Genomic DNA, 16,480 nt, shown 5'->3' on the forward strand with positions numbered 1-16,480 from the left:
GCTATGACGATGCCCCGTCGACAATTCCTGACGCGTGCCGCGGCGACCTCGGGCCTGCTCGCCACCGCCGGCGGCTGGCCCGAGGCCTCCGCCTCGCCCCTCCCCACGCCGCACCACCCGGGACGGGTCAAGAGCGTCATCTTTTACTACTGCCGGGGGGGCCCCTCGCAGGCGCACACGTTCGACCGGCCGCAACGCGTCGAAGACCCGTCGCTCTACCCCTACCGTTTCTCTCGGTGCGGGCAGTCGGGCCTCGAGATCAGCGACCTGTTCCCCAGCCTGCAGACGCTCGCCGACGACTTGTGCGTGATCCGATCGGGGTACGGCGCCGTGGCGACGCACAACGAAGGGGGCATCTTCGCCTTCACGGGCGCCAGCAAAGTGGGGGCGAGCCTGGGGGCGTGGATGCTGCACGGCATGGGCAGCGGCAACCCGAGCCTGCCCGGCCACGTGCTGCTCACCGGACGCGCGCCGGGCGACACGTGGGCGGCCAGCGACGGCGCCGTGCACGGGGGGCCCCGGGCCGTCGGCGCCGGGGGCCTGCCGCCGTCGCTGCAAGCGCAGGTGATCCAGGACCCGGCCGACCCCGTGGCCAACCTCGAAAGCCCAGACCCCGCCGCCAGCCAGTCGCGCTGGCTGGCGGAGCTGCGTGCCCTGAACCGTGGGTTCGCCGAGCGCCACGCGGGCGTGGCCGAGCTAGACGCACGTACCGAGTCCTTCTTTACCGCGCAGCGCATGCAGCGCTCGGCGCCCGAAGCGTTCGACCTCTCTCAAGAGGCCGAGAGCCCAGCCACGAGGGCACTCTACGGCCTCGATCCGCTGCCAACACGGAGCACGGGCGCCAAGCTGCTGCTTGCGCGGCGGCTGGTGGAGCGCGGCGTGAGGTTCGTGCTGGTGCCCTCGATGAACGTGCCCAGCCTTGAGGGGGGCAGCGGCGACTGGGACACGCACACGCCCACAAGCGTGCGGGGCGTGATCCCCAACCTGGCGCTCGCCTGCGACCTCCCGCTGGCCGGGCTGATCACGGACCTCAAGCAGCGTGGTCTGCTCGACCAGACGCTGGTGGTTTGGGGCGGAGAGATGGGCCGCGGCGGCCCCGGCCACATGAACCACAACGGCAGCGCGTTCTGCTGGTGGATGGCCGGCGGCGGCGTCCGCGGAGGGAGCGCCTTGGGCGCGACGGACGAGCGCGGATTCACGTCCGTCGAGAGCCCGGTGCACGTCCGCGACCTGCACGCCACGATCTTGTGGGCGTGCGGGCTCGATGTCCACCGCATGAGCCACAAAGGGGTCGGCTTCGACTCGGCCTGCAAGGTCGCCCACGGGGTGTTCGCCTGACGGCGGCGCCGGCCGCGTCTGTCGCTCGTAGCGCGGCGCGCCCTCCGAGCCGGCGAACCGCTACTCGGGGCGTATCCGGTACAGCAGGGCGTACAGCGTCGGCACCATGATCATCGTCAGCAGCGTGCCGACGATCAGGCCGAAGAAGATCGTCACCGCTAGCGCCACCCAGAAAACGTCCTGCAGCATCGGCAGCACCCCCAGCACGGTGGTGCCCGCCGCGTTCACGACGGGGTTCAACCGCGCGACGGCCGCCTCGACCACCGCGTTGTAGGGCGCCAACCCGCGGCCGAGGTTCGCGTTTACCTCGTCCAGCAGCACGACGGCGTTGACGATGATCGGGGCGTACGACGTGTAGGGGTCCTCGGCGCTGACCGGCAGGTAGAAACGCGGCGGCCCCTTGCCGACGAAGGCGCTCATGCATGCGCCACTACGGCCCTACCGATGGCTGTCTCGCAGCACGTCCACCTTTCGTAGCAAGAGGCGGCGGCGCGCTGATTGGACCGGGGTCATTGACGACCTGCGGCGCCCTCTCCAAAGAACGCGATCAAGTAGTCGGTGGGGGTCTTGTGCTGGACGTCCGGCGCGCCGGGGTACTGCACCTCACAAGCGACACCCAGCTGGTCGCACCGCTGCTTGAACTTGACGCCGAACGCGGCCGAGTGGGTCGGGTCCTTCTCCGGCTTCCCGCCGCTCGGAGGGTTGCTGAACCACAGGTAGGCGGGGGGGTCTCGGGCGTCCAACAGCCCGTACGGAGAGTATTCCTCGATCCACTCGGAGAGGCTCTCCCGCTCGGCCAGGAACTGCTGGAAGCTTTCCTTGGCGAACGCGTGGGCGCCGTAACTGCTGTTCGGGATCCACGCCTTCATCTGTTGGGGATCGAGCGTGGTCTGGGGCCGGTTGAGCGCCACGCACGCCAGCCGCGTCGACTCGCGGGCAACGGGGTCTGGGCTCTGCGGCTGGGCGAGGTCGTCGTGGCAGGCGAGCCACAGGCTTGAGCAGCCGCCGGCGGACCCGCCGGCCGCGGCGATCCGCGATTTGTCAACGTTCCACGGCTCTGCTTGGCTGCGGATGAACTGCAGCGCGCGGGCCGCGTCCTCCAGCGGCGCCCTGACGGGGGGCTGCAAGTCGCCGGCGTGCTTGATCAACCGGTAGTGGATCGAAGCGACCGAGACGCCGGCGTCCAGCAGGGCCTGGGTGTCTACCAGTTTGTGGATCGTCTGTTTGCTGCTCCCTCCGTTCCAGCCCCCGCCGTGGATGACCATCACCAGCGGGGTGGGCCCGTCCGACGACGCCTTCCAGAAGTCGAGCGTGTTCCGGCGGTGCGGTCCGTAGCGGACGCCGGTGAGCGTCGGGGGGGGCACCGACGCGTCGTAGCTCAGTTCTTCTAGTTGCTGGCGCTGAGCCGGCGCCGGAGAGGCCTCCTGCCCGAACGCCGACGTCGCAGACGCCGCAACCCACACCCCAGCCGCCCAGATACACGTCCGATTACACATTGCATGTTCCTTGAAATGGTTGTCTGCCTGGGACCAACGCCCGTCTCGCTACCTCGCCTCGGCGCCAGCTCTCTCCGAAACCGCGGGGCCGCCCGCCCCTACGGCGCGTGTCACCAAGAGTTCATGAGGTCTGCCTAACGCGACGGCGCAGGCGCCTCGGCAGGGGCGCGTCGGCGGCGACGCGTCGGCGGGGTGGATTCCTGCGGGCCGGCGGCGGTCAGGCACGCGGGGTTGGGCTTGTCGGGGAGCGTGGCTTTCCAGTCGAGCGCCAGCTTGGTCAGACGCTCGACGATCTCGGGGTGCTGCGCGGCCACGTCCGTCGCCTCGGCGCGGTCGTCGCTGAGGCGGTGCAGCTCGACGCGCTGCGCGTCGTCGGTCAGCACCAGCTTCCAGTCGCCGTCGCGCACCGCGAGCCGCGGCCACCAGTCCGGCTCCGTCTGGTTGCCCCGCCACTGCCAGAAGACAGGCCGGCTGCGCGTGGGGGCCTCGCCCCGCAGGGCCGCCAGCAGGTTCTCGCCGTCGCCCTGGTAGCCGGCTGGCAGCTCCGCGCCGGCCGCGGCGCACAGGGTCGGCAGCAGGTCGACGGCGGTCAGCACCGTCGTGTCGTTGGTGGTCCCCGCGGGGGCGTGCCCCGGCCAGCGGACCAGCAGCGGCGTTCGCACGCCCCCCTCGAACAAGCTCCGCTTGCGGCCCCGCAGCCCGCCGGTGGTGCCGACGCTGTAGTAGGTATCGAGGCCCGTGACCTGGGCGTCCGCGTCGAAGCTGGCGGGGCCCGCGTTGGCCGCGGACGATTCGGGCCCGTTGTCGCTGGAGAACATGACCAGCGTGCTGTCGGCGACCCCCGCGGCCTCGAGGGCGTCGAGGATGGCGCCCACGGCGTTGTCGCCGTCCGTGATAACCGCCGCGTACACCTGCCGGCGCTGGTCGAGGTTCTTCCAGCGTTGCATCGCTTCTGGGGTCGGCGCGTGCGGCGTGTGGCTCTCGTGGAGCCACACGTTCACAAAGAAGGGGGCGTCCTTGTTCTCTGCGATGAACGCCGACGCGTCTTTGGCCGTGTCGCGCAGCGCCGCCGGCTTCCCCCAGCCTGCGCCGCCGTTGAACACCGCGGCGGCGTCGTAGCCGTAGGCCTCGGGCTTGGGGGCGCCCCAGGTTTGTGCGTTGGTCAGGTGCCACTTGCCGAAGTGCCCGGTGCGGTAGCCGGCCTGCTTGAGCAGGCGCGGCAGCATCGGCGCCTGCGGGTCGAGCCAATCGGGCATGCCCCGGGCGTGGTTTTGCGCGGGGGTCGCAAAATGCTGGTGCACCGAGAACCGCGCCGGGTACATGCCGGTCATCAACGCCGTCCGGCTCGGCGAACATACCGGGTTGAGCACGTTGAACTGCTGGAAGTCGATCCCTTCGCGGGCGATGCGATCGAGGTTGGGGGTCGCCAGCCAGTCGGCGCCGTGGCACGACAGGTCGCCCCAGCCCCAATCGTCGGCGTAGATCATGACGATGTTCGGCCGGCCGCCCTCCGGCGGCGCCGCGGCGTCCAACAGCGAGGGGGCCGCCCCCCACGCGAGACCGGCGATGAGCGTGAGAACGAGGGACTTGTGCATCGGGCAGACCTTTAGAAGAGCGGACCAGTCGCGTCGCCGCCGATCATAAGCGGCCGTGGGCGGCTTCGCAAATTCGCGGCGCCTGGCGCCACGAACTCGGCCCCTCTGTCTAGATGACTTCGACGCTGCGGAGCTCGACCCAACCGGTCTGCCCCGACCTGGAGCGGACCTTGAGCCAGCCGCCACGCTGCTTGGCTACTTCCACGCGTTGGCCCTCGCTCAGCGCCACGCCGGCGACGGGGAAGTGGTCGCCATCGCCCTCGCGGAGCGCCGCCGCAGGAGCGGTGACGACCGCGGTAAGCGAGTCTGCTCCCCCACGGTTGGACGCGTACAGGCCCGCCGAAGCGATGGCCACCACGGCCGCCGCTGTGGCGATGGTCTTCCACGCGTAGCGCAAACCGTGCAGCCGCAACCCGATGACCAGCCAGAACGCCAACCAGCCGGCGACCGCCGCGGCCACGAGCCCGCGCGGGCCGGCGTGGCCCCACAGCCACCCGCCGGCCGCCGCTGCGGCGCTTGCTAGCCCGCCGCCGCCGGGGGTTGGCGCCTCGGCCCCGGCCGGGCCGAGCGACTGCGTCGCGTGCCGCAGATTGAGCTGCGCCACACGGTTGGTTGGATGGATGCGTAGCGCCCGCGTGTAGTTGGCGATCGACGCGCCCGGTTGCCCGCTCTGCAGGTAGGCGTTGGCCAGGTTCACGTACAAGCGGCTGTTCTCGACGCCCGCATCGACCAACAACTGGTACTTCTCTGCGGCGTGGGCGAAGGCCTGCTTTGCCTCTGCGGAGTCGTCGCCGGACAGCCCCATGGCGTTCTGGTACAACCGCGTCGCCTCCGACAGCACGGCTTGGCTCTGCTGGGCCGTGTGCAAAGGCGTGCCGCCGGTCGGGGCGGCGCTTGCGGACGCCGCGCCCCCGGCGATCACCGCGGCCAGGGCCAGCACGCTTGCGGCGCGGGCCGCGCGACGGGGCGTTGCTTGGGGGCGCTCGCGGCGTTGCTGGAACTGCGCCAGCACTGCGAGGGCTTCGCGTTTCACGTCGTCCAGCGACGCCCGTGGGGTCACTCCGCCGGCGTCGGCCTGTCGCGCCGCGTAGAAGACCCTCTCGCAACGCACCGCCAGCTTGTGCTGGCCCGAGGCGCGGAGCGCCCCGACAACCGCGGCCGCGTCTTGAAGCTCGGGGTTCAATCTTAGGCGACGCGCCAGGCAGGCCCGCAGCACCGTGCAGACCTCGCCGGGCGTTTGGGCCGCTTGGATGCGGGCCTGCGCCCGATGGGCGCCAACCCCCAGCCGCTCCATCAGCCGCGACACCCGGGCCCGGTTGCGTCGCACCCAGAAGGCGCCCGCTGCCAGCGGGGGCGCCGCCAGCAGCAGCGTGAGCACCCCCGCGCCCGGCTGGTAGGGCGCCTCGCTTCGAAGGAGGTCTTCGCCGGCAAAGTTGTCCAGCAGCGGGGCCAATGCCGCCGGCGTCCCTTCCGCGCCAGAGGCGCCGGCCCCAGCGCCACTGCCGACGATGGCGTCGAGCGCTAGCGTGTCGGCCGGGTCGACGTGGATCGGGATCGGCTCGCTGCGCACCGTGACGAACTCGCCCTGCTGGGGATCGAAGAAGGTAAACGGGATAGCGGGAACCTGGGCGACCCCTTCTCTGCGTGGCCGGATGGTGGTGGAGAACACCTTGCGGTCCCCCTGCACGAAGCCGGCCAGCGGCTCGCTGGGGACCTTGAAGTCCGCGGTCAGCCCCGCCAACTCGGCCAGCGGCGGGGCCTGCACCAGTTCCATGGGGCCGGTCCCCGCGACGCCGATGAGCAGCTCGATCGGGTCGCCCGCCTTGACCGACGCCGGGCGGGCCTCGGTGACGATGTGGTACCGGCCCACGGCGCCGCGGTAGTCGCTGGGGCGCCCCGCGGTGGGGATGGCGCGTACCTCGATCGGCTCAACCACGGCCTCGGCCACGATGGGCCGCGCGGCCTCGACCGCCAGCCGCCGGCCGAAGGGGGACGGGAAGTCGTCTCCGCCAAAGGCGCCGCCGAACCCGCCGGGCATTGGCATGTCGCCGAAGATCGACGCGAACGGGTCGCGGGCCGCGCCCAGCGAGGTGGGGTACTCCACAATCACACGCACGTCTTGGGCGTCGATCTGGCCCGGGCTCTTCGGGTAGATGGTCGCGTCGACCTCGTAGAGGTAGTAGCTGTGCTCGACCCCGTCGCGGTCCTTCCGCAGCACCTCGCGCCCCTCGGGCCGCTCGCGGTTGCTGTCCAGCTCCCGCATCCGGTCCTCGAACGCGCCCCAGCCCGACCGCGGCGAGATCGTCCGCCACATGTCGCCGGCCGACAGCGTGACGCCGCGATCGGAGTCACGGAAGGGCCGCACCCAGATCTTGAGCGTCAGGTCGAGCGCCTGCCCGACATAGATTTGGTTCTCCTTCCCCGCCACCTCGACGAACAACAAGTCGCCGGTCTCGCTCTTCGACGCAACAAACTCGATCGGCCGCGTCTCGAGCCGCGTGCCGTCCGCGACGACCGAGATCGGCGGGACGCGGAAGGCGCCGGCCCGCTGGGGGGTCAGCTCGTAGGCGTACGTCAGCGACGTGCTCTTGGTCATCCTGCCGTTGATGGTGGTGATCTGCGTGTTGCGCGCCGGCGCGCCGGCCGCGCGTACCTCCACGCCATCCACACGGGGCACGACCGGCGGCTCGACGTCCGAGGCGTTGCTGACCTGCACCTGCACGACGACCGGCATGCCAACGTAGGTGTCTCTCGTCGAAACGCCGACACGCACCTCGGCGGCCGACGCGCCCAGCGCGCCAGAAACCACCAGAGCCGATAGCAGCAGGGTACGCCGCGCGTTGGTAGAGAACGTTTGCATCAGAATTGCGTTGGGTTGGGGTCCTCGTGGCCGGCGATCGATCACCAGTCGCGGTCCACAGGGATGTGCTGGTTGCGCTCGGCGGCTTGGCGGCGGAGGCGGCGGACCATGTCGCGGTCGCGGATGGCCTGCAGCATCTTGGCCGCTTCTTCCTGGGTCATCTCTCCTTCTTGCAGCACCTCTCCCGTTTGCTGCTGAGCCGATGCGGGGGGCTCGGGCTCGCCCGCGGCCGAGAGCTCTCCCTTGGGGGTCTCGCCGGCCTGCTGCTGGGGGTCCTGGTCCGACGCTGCGCCGGCGGCCTGGTCTTCGCCACGCTCGCTCGCGTCACGCTGAGAACCGGGGTCGCCGTGCGGCGGCTGATCGGGCGATGGCTTGCCGTCTTCTTTGGGCCGCTCGGACGCGTCTGCGTCCTGCCGCTGATCGCCCTGCTGCTGCGACGCTTCTGCGTCCTGCTGCTCTGGCTGCTGCGATTCCTCTTGCGGTGGGTCCCCCTGCTGGGACTGGCCTTCTTGTGGCTGGCTCTCTTGAGACTGACTCTGTTGCTGCTGGCCCTCCTGCGAGCCGTCTTGCTGCTGCTGGTCTTGCTGTTCGCCGCTCTGCTGGTCTTGCTGCTGTTGGTCCGATTGCTGCTGGTCTTGCTCCTGCTGATCTTGTCTGTCGCCGGACGACTGCTGCTGGTCCTGCTGGTTCTGGTCTTGTTGTTGGTCTTGTTGCTGTTCTTGTTGTTGCTGCTGTTCCTCTTGCTCCTGACGCAGCGTCTGGATCAACTGCGCGGCCAGCTCGATGTTGGCGCGCGCCTCGGGGTCGGCAGATTCGATCTCTAAGGCGCTGCGGTAGTGCCGGATGGCCGACTCCAATCGGCCGATGGCGGCCGGGGGGTCCTTCTCTGCTAGCTGCACCGCAGAGGCGTAGTCGCAGTTGCCGAGGTTGAAGCGCGCCTTGGCGGCGATGGCGTTGTCGTCCGACGCCGCCACGGCGCGGAACTGCTCGGCGGCGGCGCCAACGTCTCCCTCGCGGTACCGGGCCACCGCGTGGTTGTAGGTCAGCGTGTCGGACGGGGGGCCCAGCTCCTGCAACTGCTCGAAGGCCGCCATCGCGCCGTCGACGTCCCCTTCGCGCAGCAGCGCGTTGGCGGCGTTCATCCGCCCGGCCAGCTCGACATCGGCCGCCGTCGCACAATGCCCTACCGCGCAGGAGGCGCCCAGCAGCACAAGTCGGAGGCAATTTGTCTTCTGCAGGTTCATCATGCCGCGGTCGAGTGTTGGGTGGCGTTGGTGGAAGGGGAGCGCGGCTGCTTGCCCGCCGTGGCGGCGCCCTGCCGAACCACGCGGCGTGTGGGCCAGGCCGCGACCGCGACCTCGCACAACAGCAGCCCCAGCGCCGGGACGAGCAGCCACTGGAAGCGGGCCTCGTACTGGTCGATCGTTGCCGTCTCGAACTCGGTTTGCTCTACGTCTGCGATGTAGCCGTGGTAGACGTCGGCCATGTTCACCTGCTTCGTGCCGGCCGGGATGTACGCGCCGCCGGTTTCCACCGCCACTTGGCGGAGGATGTCGCCGTGCAGCTTGCTCCACACCGGCTCGCCGGCGTGCTGCAGGTAGGCCCCGCCCCGGTCGGACGCCAGCGGGATGCGGGCCCCCTGGTCCATGTCTCCCAGGCCCACGGTGAAGACGCGTACGCCCGTGTCGCGGTTGGCCTGCCGGGCGACCGCCACCGGGTCGCTCTCTTGGTCCTCTCCGTCGGTGAAGATCACCATCGCCTTGTGGGCGTTGAGCTTCGTCACGAACGATTGGGACGCCGCCTCGATCGCGCCCGCCAACCGCGATCCGCCACGCAGCACGCTGTGGGGCCCCACCGCGTCGAGCGCCTGCTTGAAGTCGTCGTAGTGGGTCGTCAGCGGGATCTGCCGCTTGGCGTCTCCGGCGAACACCACCAGCCCCACGCGGTCGCCCGCCATCTCATCGACCGCGTCCTTGATCTGCTGCTTCGCCCGCACTAGCCGGTTCGGCGACGCGTCCTCGGCCAGCATCGACCGCGAGACGTCCAGCACAAACATCACCTCGATGCCCCGCTGGGGGACCTCGCGCGACACCCGGCCCCAACGCACGTCTACCAGCGCCAGCGCCATTAGCGCCATCGCCGCGGTGACCAGCACGGCGCCCACCACGGCGCGGCGCCCCCCCGACGTGGGCAGGGCGCGGCCCACCAGGTTGGCCGTCGCGAAGCGTCGCCTCGCCCGGCGGCGGGCCTGGGCCGCGTACCCGATTGCGGCGAGCGACAGCACGGGGAGCCACAACCAAACGAGCTGAGCCGGGTTTCCGATCTGGATGTCCATGATGATCTTGTGGGGTGGTCGCGGTCAGGCGAGCTCGCGGAACAGGGTGCTGGCGAGGATCACGCGGGCCCAGAGCAGCCCCAGCGCCACCAGCGCCAGCGGCGGGAGCGTCAGGGCGCCCCACGGGGTGGGCTGGATGGCCAGCTCGCGGTAGTCCACGAAGTGCTGCTCCTCGATCTTGGTCTTCTCGAGCAGGTCGATCTCGCGGTACACCTCGGTGAGCGACTCGGTGTCGGTGGCGCGGAAGTACTTGCCCTCCGTGGCCGAGGCGATCGCCCGCAACGCGCCCTCGTCGAGGTTGACTTCGGCCCACTCGATTTGCTCGCGGCCGGTGAACGGGTTGGCTACCGGCACCGGCGCGCGGCCGCGTGTGCCGACGCCGATCGTGTAGATCTTCACGCCCAGCTTCTTGGCCAGCTCGGCGGCCTGGGTGGGGTCGACCTCCCCGGCGTTGTTCTCGCCGTCGGTCAGCAGCACCAGCACCTTGCTCTTCACCTTCTCTTGCTGCCGGTCGTCGAGCGAGGTGAGCTTCTCCACCGCCAGGCTGATCGCGTCGCCGATCGCGGTGCCGTCTTCGCCGCGTTGGGTCGCGATCTCTTGCTGGTTGAGCTGAGCCGTGACAAACGCGTGGTCCAGGGTCGGGGGCGCCGCCGCGTCGGCGTAGCCGGCGAAGGTAACCAGGCCTACCAGGTCGCCCACGCGCCCCGGCAGGCTAGCGTCGTCCGCGGGGTCGTCGTCCCCCTCGATGAACCGGCCCGCCACGCTCTTGATAGCGGTCAAGCGGTCGACGGGCGATCCGTCGAGCTGGAAGTCGAGCGCCCGCATGCTCCCCGAACGGTCGACGACCATCTCGATGGCGATCCCGTCTGCGTCTACCACGGTCTGCTCGCGTCCTTCCCGCGGCCGCGCCAGGGCGACGATGGTCACCGCGACCGCGGCGAGCGTCAACGCGGCCGGCAGCCAAGCCAGCCGTTGCCGCCAGGTGGGCCGCAGCGCTTGCAGGTGCTCAGTGGAGCTGAACGGCGCGGCGGTCTGCCGCGCGCCCGACCACAGCCGCCACGCCACCAACGGCAGCAGCAACAGCAGCGTGAACATCCAAGGGCTAGAGAACATCTGATGTCTCCCGGGCGGCTGCACGGCGCCGTTCGCATTCCAGCACGAATGCGCTGGCGTCCTCAAAGGCTTGTAGAAGCTGCGGGCCGCCCACCCCGCCGCGGGCGAACTTGACGTCGTCGGCCGCCGACACCAGCGAGGCAAGCCGGCGGCGGGGCGTCTGGCCCAACTCGGCCCCATGGGCCGCGGCGGCGAGCAGCTCTGCGCTGGTGCGGGCGCGTGTCGGCGTGCCGAACTCCAGCTCGAAGTACTCGCGGACCACCTCGATTAGCTCGTCGTAGATCATCTCGGCGCCGGCCCGGTCGTCCGCAGGGAGCTGCCGCAGGTCGTCGATCTGGCCGAGCGCCCACGCCGAGGGCGACGGCCCGCGCCGACGCTTGGCCAGCAGCACCGCCGTGAGGGCGAGCGTCGCGGCGACGCCGGCGCCCGCCAGGGTCCACACCAACCACCGACCGGAAGGCTCGCTCGGCGCGGCCAGGTCGACCGCGTCCTTGATGTCGCGGAACTTGGTCGGATCGGCACGATCCTCGAGCACACTGGTGATTTGCACCGCGATCGGTTCGCTGCGGATCGTCTCAAAGGTGGCGCCCGGCTCGCCCGTCGCCACCTGGGCGTCGAGCGCGGGGACCTGTTGGGGCCCCGTCTCCAGCGTTTCGAGCGTCGCCCGCAGCACCCACAGGCGGCCCTGCGCGTCACCCTCGGCGGGGAGGTCGCGGAGCAACCGGCGGCCGCGGACCTCGAACGCGCCGAGCCGCTCTGGCAGCCGGGGCAGTTCGACCAGCGTGCCGCGCGGCGCCCTGACCTCCAGCTCCAGCCGTACCGGCTCGGCGACCTGCGCCGCCTGCTTGTCGACGCTCACACGCAGGGTAACCGGGCCGCGACGCACCACAGACTGCTGAGGGGCGGCCTCAGCGGCCCCACCCTCGGCGGCCCCAACCTCAGCGGCCCCAGCATACGCCGTCGGCAGCAGGCACAGCAGCACGGCGGCCGCCATTGGTTGTGCAAACATCATCGTCGGTTCTCCCGGCGGTGGAAGAAACGCCGCAGCGGCTCGACGAAGTCTTCTCCCGTGTAGACGTGGATCGGGTCGAGGCTCAGCCGGCGAAACAACGCGTCCCGCTGCTCCATACAGCGGCGGGCCTGCTGCTCGTACGCCCGGCGGTTGGCGCGGCTGAAGGTGTCGAGCGTCACCGTCTGGCCGGTCTCTGCGTCGCGCAGCCGCACCAGGCCGACGTTGGGCATCGTCAGCTCGCGCCGGTCGGCCACCACCACGGGGATGATGTCGTGCTTGCCGCGGGCCGCCTTGAGCGCCCGCTCGTAGCCGGCGTCCTGAAAATCGCTGATCACGAACACCACCGTGCGCCGCGACATCGTGCGGTTGAGGTGGTCCAACGCCTTGGAAAGGCTGGTGCCGGCGCCCACGGGGTCGCAGTACAGCAGCTCGCGGATCAGCCGCAGCACGTGGCGGGCGCCCTTGCGCGGGGGGACGAACTTCTCAACCCCGTCGGTGAACAGCGTCAGCCCCACGCGGTCGTTGCCCTTGATCGCAGAGAACGCCAGCGTGGCGCTGAGCTCGGCCACCTGCTCACGCTTGGTCTGCCAGTGCGAGCCGATCCCCTGCGAGGCGCTCTGGTCCACCAGCAGCATCACCGCCATCTCGCGCTCTTCTCGGAAGAGCTTCACGAACGGGTGACCGGTGCGGGCGGTGACGTTCCAATCGATGGTCCGCACGTCGTCGCCAAACTGGTACGGACGCACCTCCTCGAACTCAACGCCGCTGCCGCGGAACGCCGAGTCCCACTGCCCGGCCAGGAGCTCGTCGACGATGTGCGTCGTATGGATCTGGATCCGGCGGATCTTCTTGATGATTTCGCGTGGCAGCATTCGTTGCAGGATGGGAAGGCAGGATCGGACGGCGGACCGGCGCACGCGCCACGTCGCTACGGCACGCCCCTACGGCACGGGGATCGCGTCTAAAATGGCGCGGACGAGGTCGTCCGACGTCTTCTCTTCTGCCTCGGCCTCGTAGGTCAGCACCACCCGGTGCCGCAGCACGTCGAGCGCGATCTCCTTAACATCGGACGGCAGCACGTGCCCCCGGCCGTGGAGGAAGGCGTTCGCTTTGGCGGCCAGGGTCAGGCTGATGGTCGCCCGCGGCGAGGCGCCGTACTGGATGAACTCGTCGAGCGCCAGCCCGTACGACCTGGGCTCGCGGGTAGCGATCACCAGGTCGACGATGTACTCCTGCACCCGGCGATCGACGTAGATGGCGTCCACCAACGCCCGGGCGGCCATGATCTCCGCCGGGCTGGTGACCGCCTTGGTGGCGATCTTCGGGCGGGTCGACGACATCCTTTCGAGGATCTCGAGCTCCTGGTCGCGGTTGGGGTAGCCCACCACCACCTTCAGCATGAAGCGGTCCATCTGCGCCTCGGGCAGCGGGTAGGTCCCCTCTTGCTCAACCGGGTTCTGCGTCGCCATCACCAAGAAGGGCTCGTCGAGCGGGTAGGTGTGGCTGCCGATGGTTACCTGCCGCTCCTGCATCGCCTCCAGCAGTGCGCTCTGCACCTTGGCCGGCGCGCGGTTGATCTCGTCCGCCAGGATGATGTTGGAGAAGATCGGCCCCTTCTGCACCACAAACTTTTGGTCCTGCGGGCGGTAGATGAGCGTCCCGATCAGGTCGGCCGGCAGCAGGTCGGGGGTGAACTGCAGCCTTTGAAAGCCGGTCTGCACCCCCTTGGCCAGGCAGGCCACCGCCGTCGTCTTGGCCAGGCCGGGCACGCCCTCGATCAGCAGGTGGCCGTTGGCGAGCAGCCCGACCAGCATGCGGTGGATGAGCACTTCTTGCCCAACGATCGTGTTGCCGACCTCTGCGATAAGTCGGCGGAACGGCTCGCTGTGCGCCTCGATCTGCTGCGAGAGCGCTTCGATTTTTTCATGCGTGACGGTAGTCGCGGAGGTCATCTTCGATGTGTCCTGGGGCGTTCTAATGCAGACGCCGGGTACGGCGGCGCTTGGGGAGACGGCGGTGCGAGCGCGCGGAACCGCGGTCGCAGTGGAGACCCCGGGTCGGGGGTACAGCCCCGCCCGGGCGCCTCGGTTTTCCTGCCGTCGCGAGGCTCAGAACCGACTGACGCCTCGTTCAATCTGACTACGCAGGCTTTGCCGAGAAGGTTCTGAGGGCCGCGCCCGCGGCCGTTGCCAAGGCCCTCGGGCGCCGGAAACCGGGGCTTTTGGCCCGGCAATTTTCCGTCGGCGAGGATGAAGACGGTGTCCGGCGTCTAGCGGCCCGCGGCGGCTACGCCCCCTTGCTGCCCGATCGCCGTCTCTGCGGTCAGCGCCGCTGCGAGCGCGACGCCCCAGCGCGCAGGACGGGCCGATCGATGACGCCTACCGCTCGTAGGTGAACTCTAGCGTTCCTTCCGCGAGCGTGGCGCCTCGGATGGCCGCCAACAGGCCGGCCCGGTCGGCCGTGTCGGCCGGCAGGTCCACCTCTTGCGACAAAGCGAAGACCGTCAGGCAGTACGTCTTGACGCCGGGGCCCTTGGAGCACATCGGGTCGTACGCGTGGCGACGCTTGTCGTTGAGCCCCCACACGCCAACCTTCGAGGACCCCCGCGCAAGCTCGGTCGTCTCGGCCGGGATGTTAAACACCACCCAGTACGACTTCTCCTGGTCGGGGGCCGTATGCCAGAGGCTCAGCGCGAACGCCTTGGTCCCCTGCGGAGCACGCCCCCACCGAACGGCGGGGGGGACCCCGGCGCCGTCGCAGGTGCAGTCGATCTTAATACGGCCGTCGGCATCTACGTCGGAGCTGCTGACCTGAAGCTCCGAGAGCGCACCGGGCCGCTGCTGCTGCGCCCCTTGGGCCGGCGGGCCCGGCGCCCTTCCCACGGGGCGCGGCCGGCGTGGGGGGGCCGGCGGTTCGGGGCGACGCCCGCCCCCACCGGCGCCGGGCCCGTGGGGCGTGTACGTCTGCTTGGTCTTGCGACCGTTTGTGTCGACAAACTCGAACGCAGCCGATCCATCTGCGGCGAGCGTGTAGCCCACCGTGCCTTGGCGGCCATCCAACTGGTAGGTCAGGAGGAAGCCCCCCTGCTCGCTCTCGACGAACTGGGTGATCTTCGCGCCCCGCAGGGGCTCGAGCGCGGGCCGCAACGGGTTGGCCCGGGGCTGGGGGTCGACCTGGCCGTCGCGCTCGGTCACCTCCCCATGGAAGCCGCCGTTCAGGTAGGGGTACGCCCGTGTGGCGTGATAGTGGTAGCCGAGCCGCGGGTCGTCGTGGCCGTTGAACCGGTCGAGCCCCTCGACCGGCGAGCCATCCGGCTCCGTGTAGCCGTAGATCGGGTAGCCATCTAGCGCAACGGCGATCGGCGTCCCCTCGCCGACGGCGTTCTGCAGGTGCACGGGCGCCAGGTGGTAGTGGTAGTCGTCCGCGCGTCCGCAGTGCCCGCCGAACTCGTCGAGCTCACCGAACAAGTAGGCGTCCTCGCCCCGGTTGTTCAGCGGATTGAAGATCGGGACGCCGTTGGCCGCCAGCGCGATGGCCCCCCGCAAGAACTCTCCCTTGGTGGTCTTTGGGCTCTGTGCGGGCACGGGGTTCAGCGGGATCCGCCAGGCGTTCTCGCCCACGTACGTCTGTGGCAGCGGCACCTGCTGCTGCCACGCGGTGATGCCCACCATCATGCGGTGGTCCGGGATGCCGGAGGACTCCACAAAGAGGAAGTCGTGGTCCGAGCGGACCCGCACCTTGCCCGAGAAGGGCTCGAACATCTTGGCCAACCCGGGCTGCTGCTGCGCGGGCTGCTGCTGCGGCTGGGCGTTTAGCTGCATGATCTGCTGTGTCCTTTCGGGCGACGGCGGGTGTGGGTGTCCTTCGTGGGCTTGGGCACGGCACGCCCCCAACGCAAGCAGGCAGACGAATGAAACGATTCTCATGGTCGAGCTCGGTTACCAAGGTGGGGTGTTCTGGTCGAAACGTCCGCGGGCTAGCGAGGCGGCGGGCGCCGCCCGTCGCCCCCACGGCGGGGCGGGTTCTGGGGAACGACGTCGTTCAGCCCACGAAAGTCGGCGCGTGCTTTCCCGTCCGGCGGCGACGCGACGACCGTCCGCAGCAACACCAGATTGTCGAGCGCCAAGTCGTCCGACCAAATGAACGCGGCGCCCTGGAAGTCGTGCTCGAAATACGGGGCTTTGGGGTCGACCTGCGCCTCGGTAAACTCTCGCGCGTTGGGCCACTGGCTGTCGTCAAAGCCGACCGCGTACCAGTCCTTCGGAACAGCAATGCTCTCGACCCTGGGGTTCTTCGTGTCGGCGCCGACCGGCCCCCACGAGAACTTCTTCGCCTTCCAGGCCGCGTTAGAGACGGTTCCGTCGCCGAACTTGAGGATGAACCCGGCGTCTCCGATGCTGGTGTTGGCGTACTCCATGCCGGTCTCGGGGTCGGCGTTGTCCCGCGCCATGACCGCGATCGTCATGGGGTAGGCGGGCAGGATATCGACCGACACCACGTTGTGGGGGATGAACCGGATCGAGTCGACCGCCACCAGCTCGCCGTTGATGTAGAGCTTGAACCAGTTGTCGGCGTACACGTTCGCCCGCACGGTGTCGTCCATCGACGGCTTGCGGACCCCCGCCGGAGAAGCCTGCTGCTCTTGGGCGACCCCCAGCGCCAAACCAACAACCGCCGTCAGCCCCAAGCCGATCCCAAGCAAAGCGACCTTCATAACCCCTCTCCGTTTGC

Annotated in this window: 13 protein-coding genes; 1 reads left to right on the forward strand and 12 read right to left on the reverse strand. The window is 69.8% G+C overall.

The genetic code is table 11. From position 1 onward, the window contains the following. The first annotated feature begins 3 nt into the window (after positions 1-3). Positions 4-1,338: a DUF1501 domain-containing protein gene (locus Pla175_RS15290; protein ID WP_197526876.1), complete on the forward strand. Its 1,335-nt coding sequence runs from the start codon at positions 4-6 to the stop codon at positions 1,336-1,338. A gap of 60 nt (positions 1,339-1,398) precedes the next feature. Here the strand turns inward: Pla175_RS15290 and Pla175_RS15295 are convergent, their stop codons facing one another. From Pla175_RS15295 to Pla175_RS15350, 12 genes are all read right to left on the reverse strand, one after another. Beyond that, entirely contained in the window at positions 1,399-1,758 is a 360-nt protein-coding gene (locus tag Pla175_RS15295; protein WP_231953917.1) for an efflux RND transporter permease subunit, read from the reverse strand. A gap of 89 nt (positions 1,759-1,847) precedes the next feature. Continuing rightward, complete coding sequence (locus Pla175_RS15300) at positions 1,848-2,834, reverse strand: alpha/beta hydrolase (protein ID WP_145286765.1); 987 nt, start codon at positions 2,832-2,834, stop codon at positions 1,848-1,850. A gap of 134 nt (positions 2,835-2,968) precedes the next feature. Beyond that, on the reverse strand, positions 2,969-4,429 hold the full coding sequence (locus Pla175_RS15305; RefSeq protein WP_145286766.1) for a sulfatase-like hydrolase/transferase: 1,461 nt from the start codon (positions 4,427-4,429) through the stop codon (positions 2,969-2,971). A gap of 109 nt (positions 4,430-4,538) precedes the next feature. After that, positions 4,539-7,289 carry a BatD family protein gene (locus tag Pla175_RS15310; RefSeq protein WP_145286767.1) on the reverse strand — a complete coding sequence of 917 codons (2,751 nt, stop codon included), beginning with the start codon at positions 7,287-7,289 and terminating at the stop codon, positions 4,539-4,541. 41 nt (positions 7,290-7,330) lie between these two features. Then, positions 7,331-8,536, reverse strand: coding sequence for a hypothetical protein (locus Pla175_RS26115; RefSeq protein ID WP_197526877.1), 1,206 nt, complete (start codon positions 8,534-8,536; stop codon positions 7,331-7,333). Further along, positions 8,533-9,624: a vWA domain-containing protein gene (locus Pla175_RS15320; RefSeq protein ID WP_145286769.1), complete on the reverse strand. Its 1,092-nt coding sequence runs from the start codon at positions 9,622-9,624 to the stop codon at positions 8,533-8,535. Before Pla175_RS15320 ends, Pla175_RS26115 begins: the two co-directional genes overlap by 4 nt. Before the next feature lie 24 nt (positions 9,625-9,648). After that, a complete protein-coding gene (locus tag Pla175_RS15325; RefSeq protein WP_145286771.1) occupies positions 9,649-10,737 on the reverse strand; it encodes a VWA domain-containing protein in 1,089 nt (362 codons plus the stop codon). Then, positions 10,727-11,749 carry a hypothetical protein gene (locus Pla175_RS15330; protein WP_145286774.1) on the reverse strand — a complete coding sequence of 341 codons (1,023 nt, stop codon included), beginning with the start codon at positions 11,747-11,749 and terminating at the stop codon, positions 10,727-10,729. The genes Pla175_RS15325 and Pla175_RS15330 overlap by 11 nt, the downstream gene beginning before the upstream one ends. Further along, positions 11,746-12,621: a DUF58 domain-containing protein gene (locus Pla175_RS15335; protein ID WP_145286776.1), complete on the reverse strand. Its 876-nt coding sequence runs from the start codon at positions 12,619-12,621 to the stop codon at positions 11,746-11,748. The genes Pla175_RS15330 and Pla175_RS15335 overlap by 4 nt, the downstream gene beginning before the upstream one ends. A 69-nt stretch (positions 12,622-12,690) precedes the next feature. Further along, positions 12,691-13,701 carry an AAA family ATPase gene (locus Pla175_RS15340; RefSeq protein ID WP_145286778.1) on the reverse strand — a complete coding sequence of 337 codons (1,011 nt, stop codon included), beginning with the start codon at positions 13,699-13,701 and terminating at the stop codon, positions 12,691-12,693. A 426-nt stretch (positions 13,702-14,127) separates the two neighbouring features. Further along, the gene (locus Pla175_RS15345) at positions 14,128-15,675 is read right to left on the reverse strand and encodes a YHYH protein (protein ID WP_145286781.1); all 1,548 of its coding nucleotides are present in this window, start codon (positions 15,673-15,675) and stop codon (positions 14,128-14,130) included. 50 nt (positions 15,676-15,725) lie between these two features. Further along, entirely contained in the window at positions 15,726-16,463 is a 738-nt protein-coding gene (locus Pla175_RS15350) for a hypothetical protein (RefSeq protein WP_145286784.1), read from the reverse strand. Between the last annotated feature and the right edge of the window lie 17 nt (positions 16,464-16,480).

Source organism: Pirellulimonas nuda (genome assembly GCF_007750855.1).
Taxonomy (GTDB): domain Bacteria; phylum Planctomycetota; class Planctomycetia; order Pirellulales; family Lacipirellulaceae; genus Pirellulimonas; species Pirellulimonas nuda.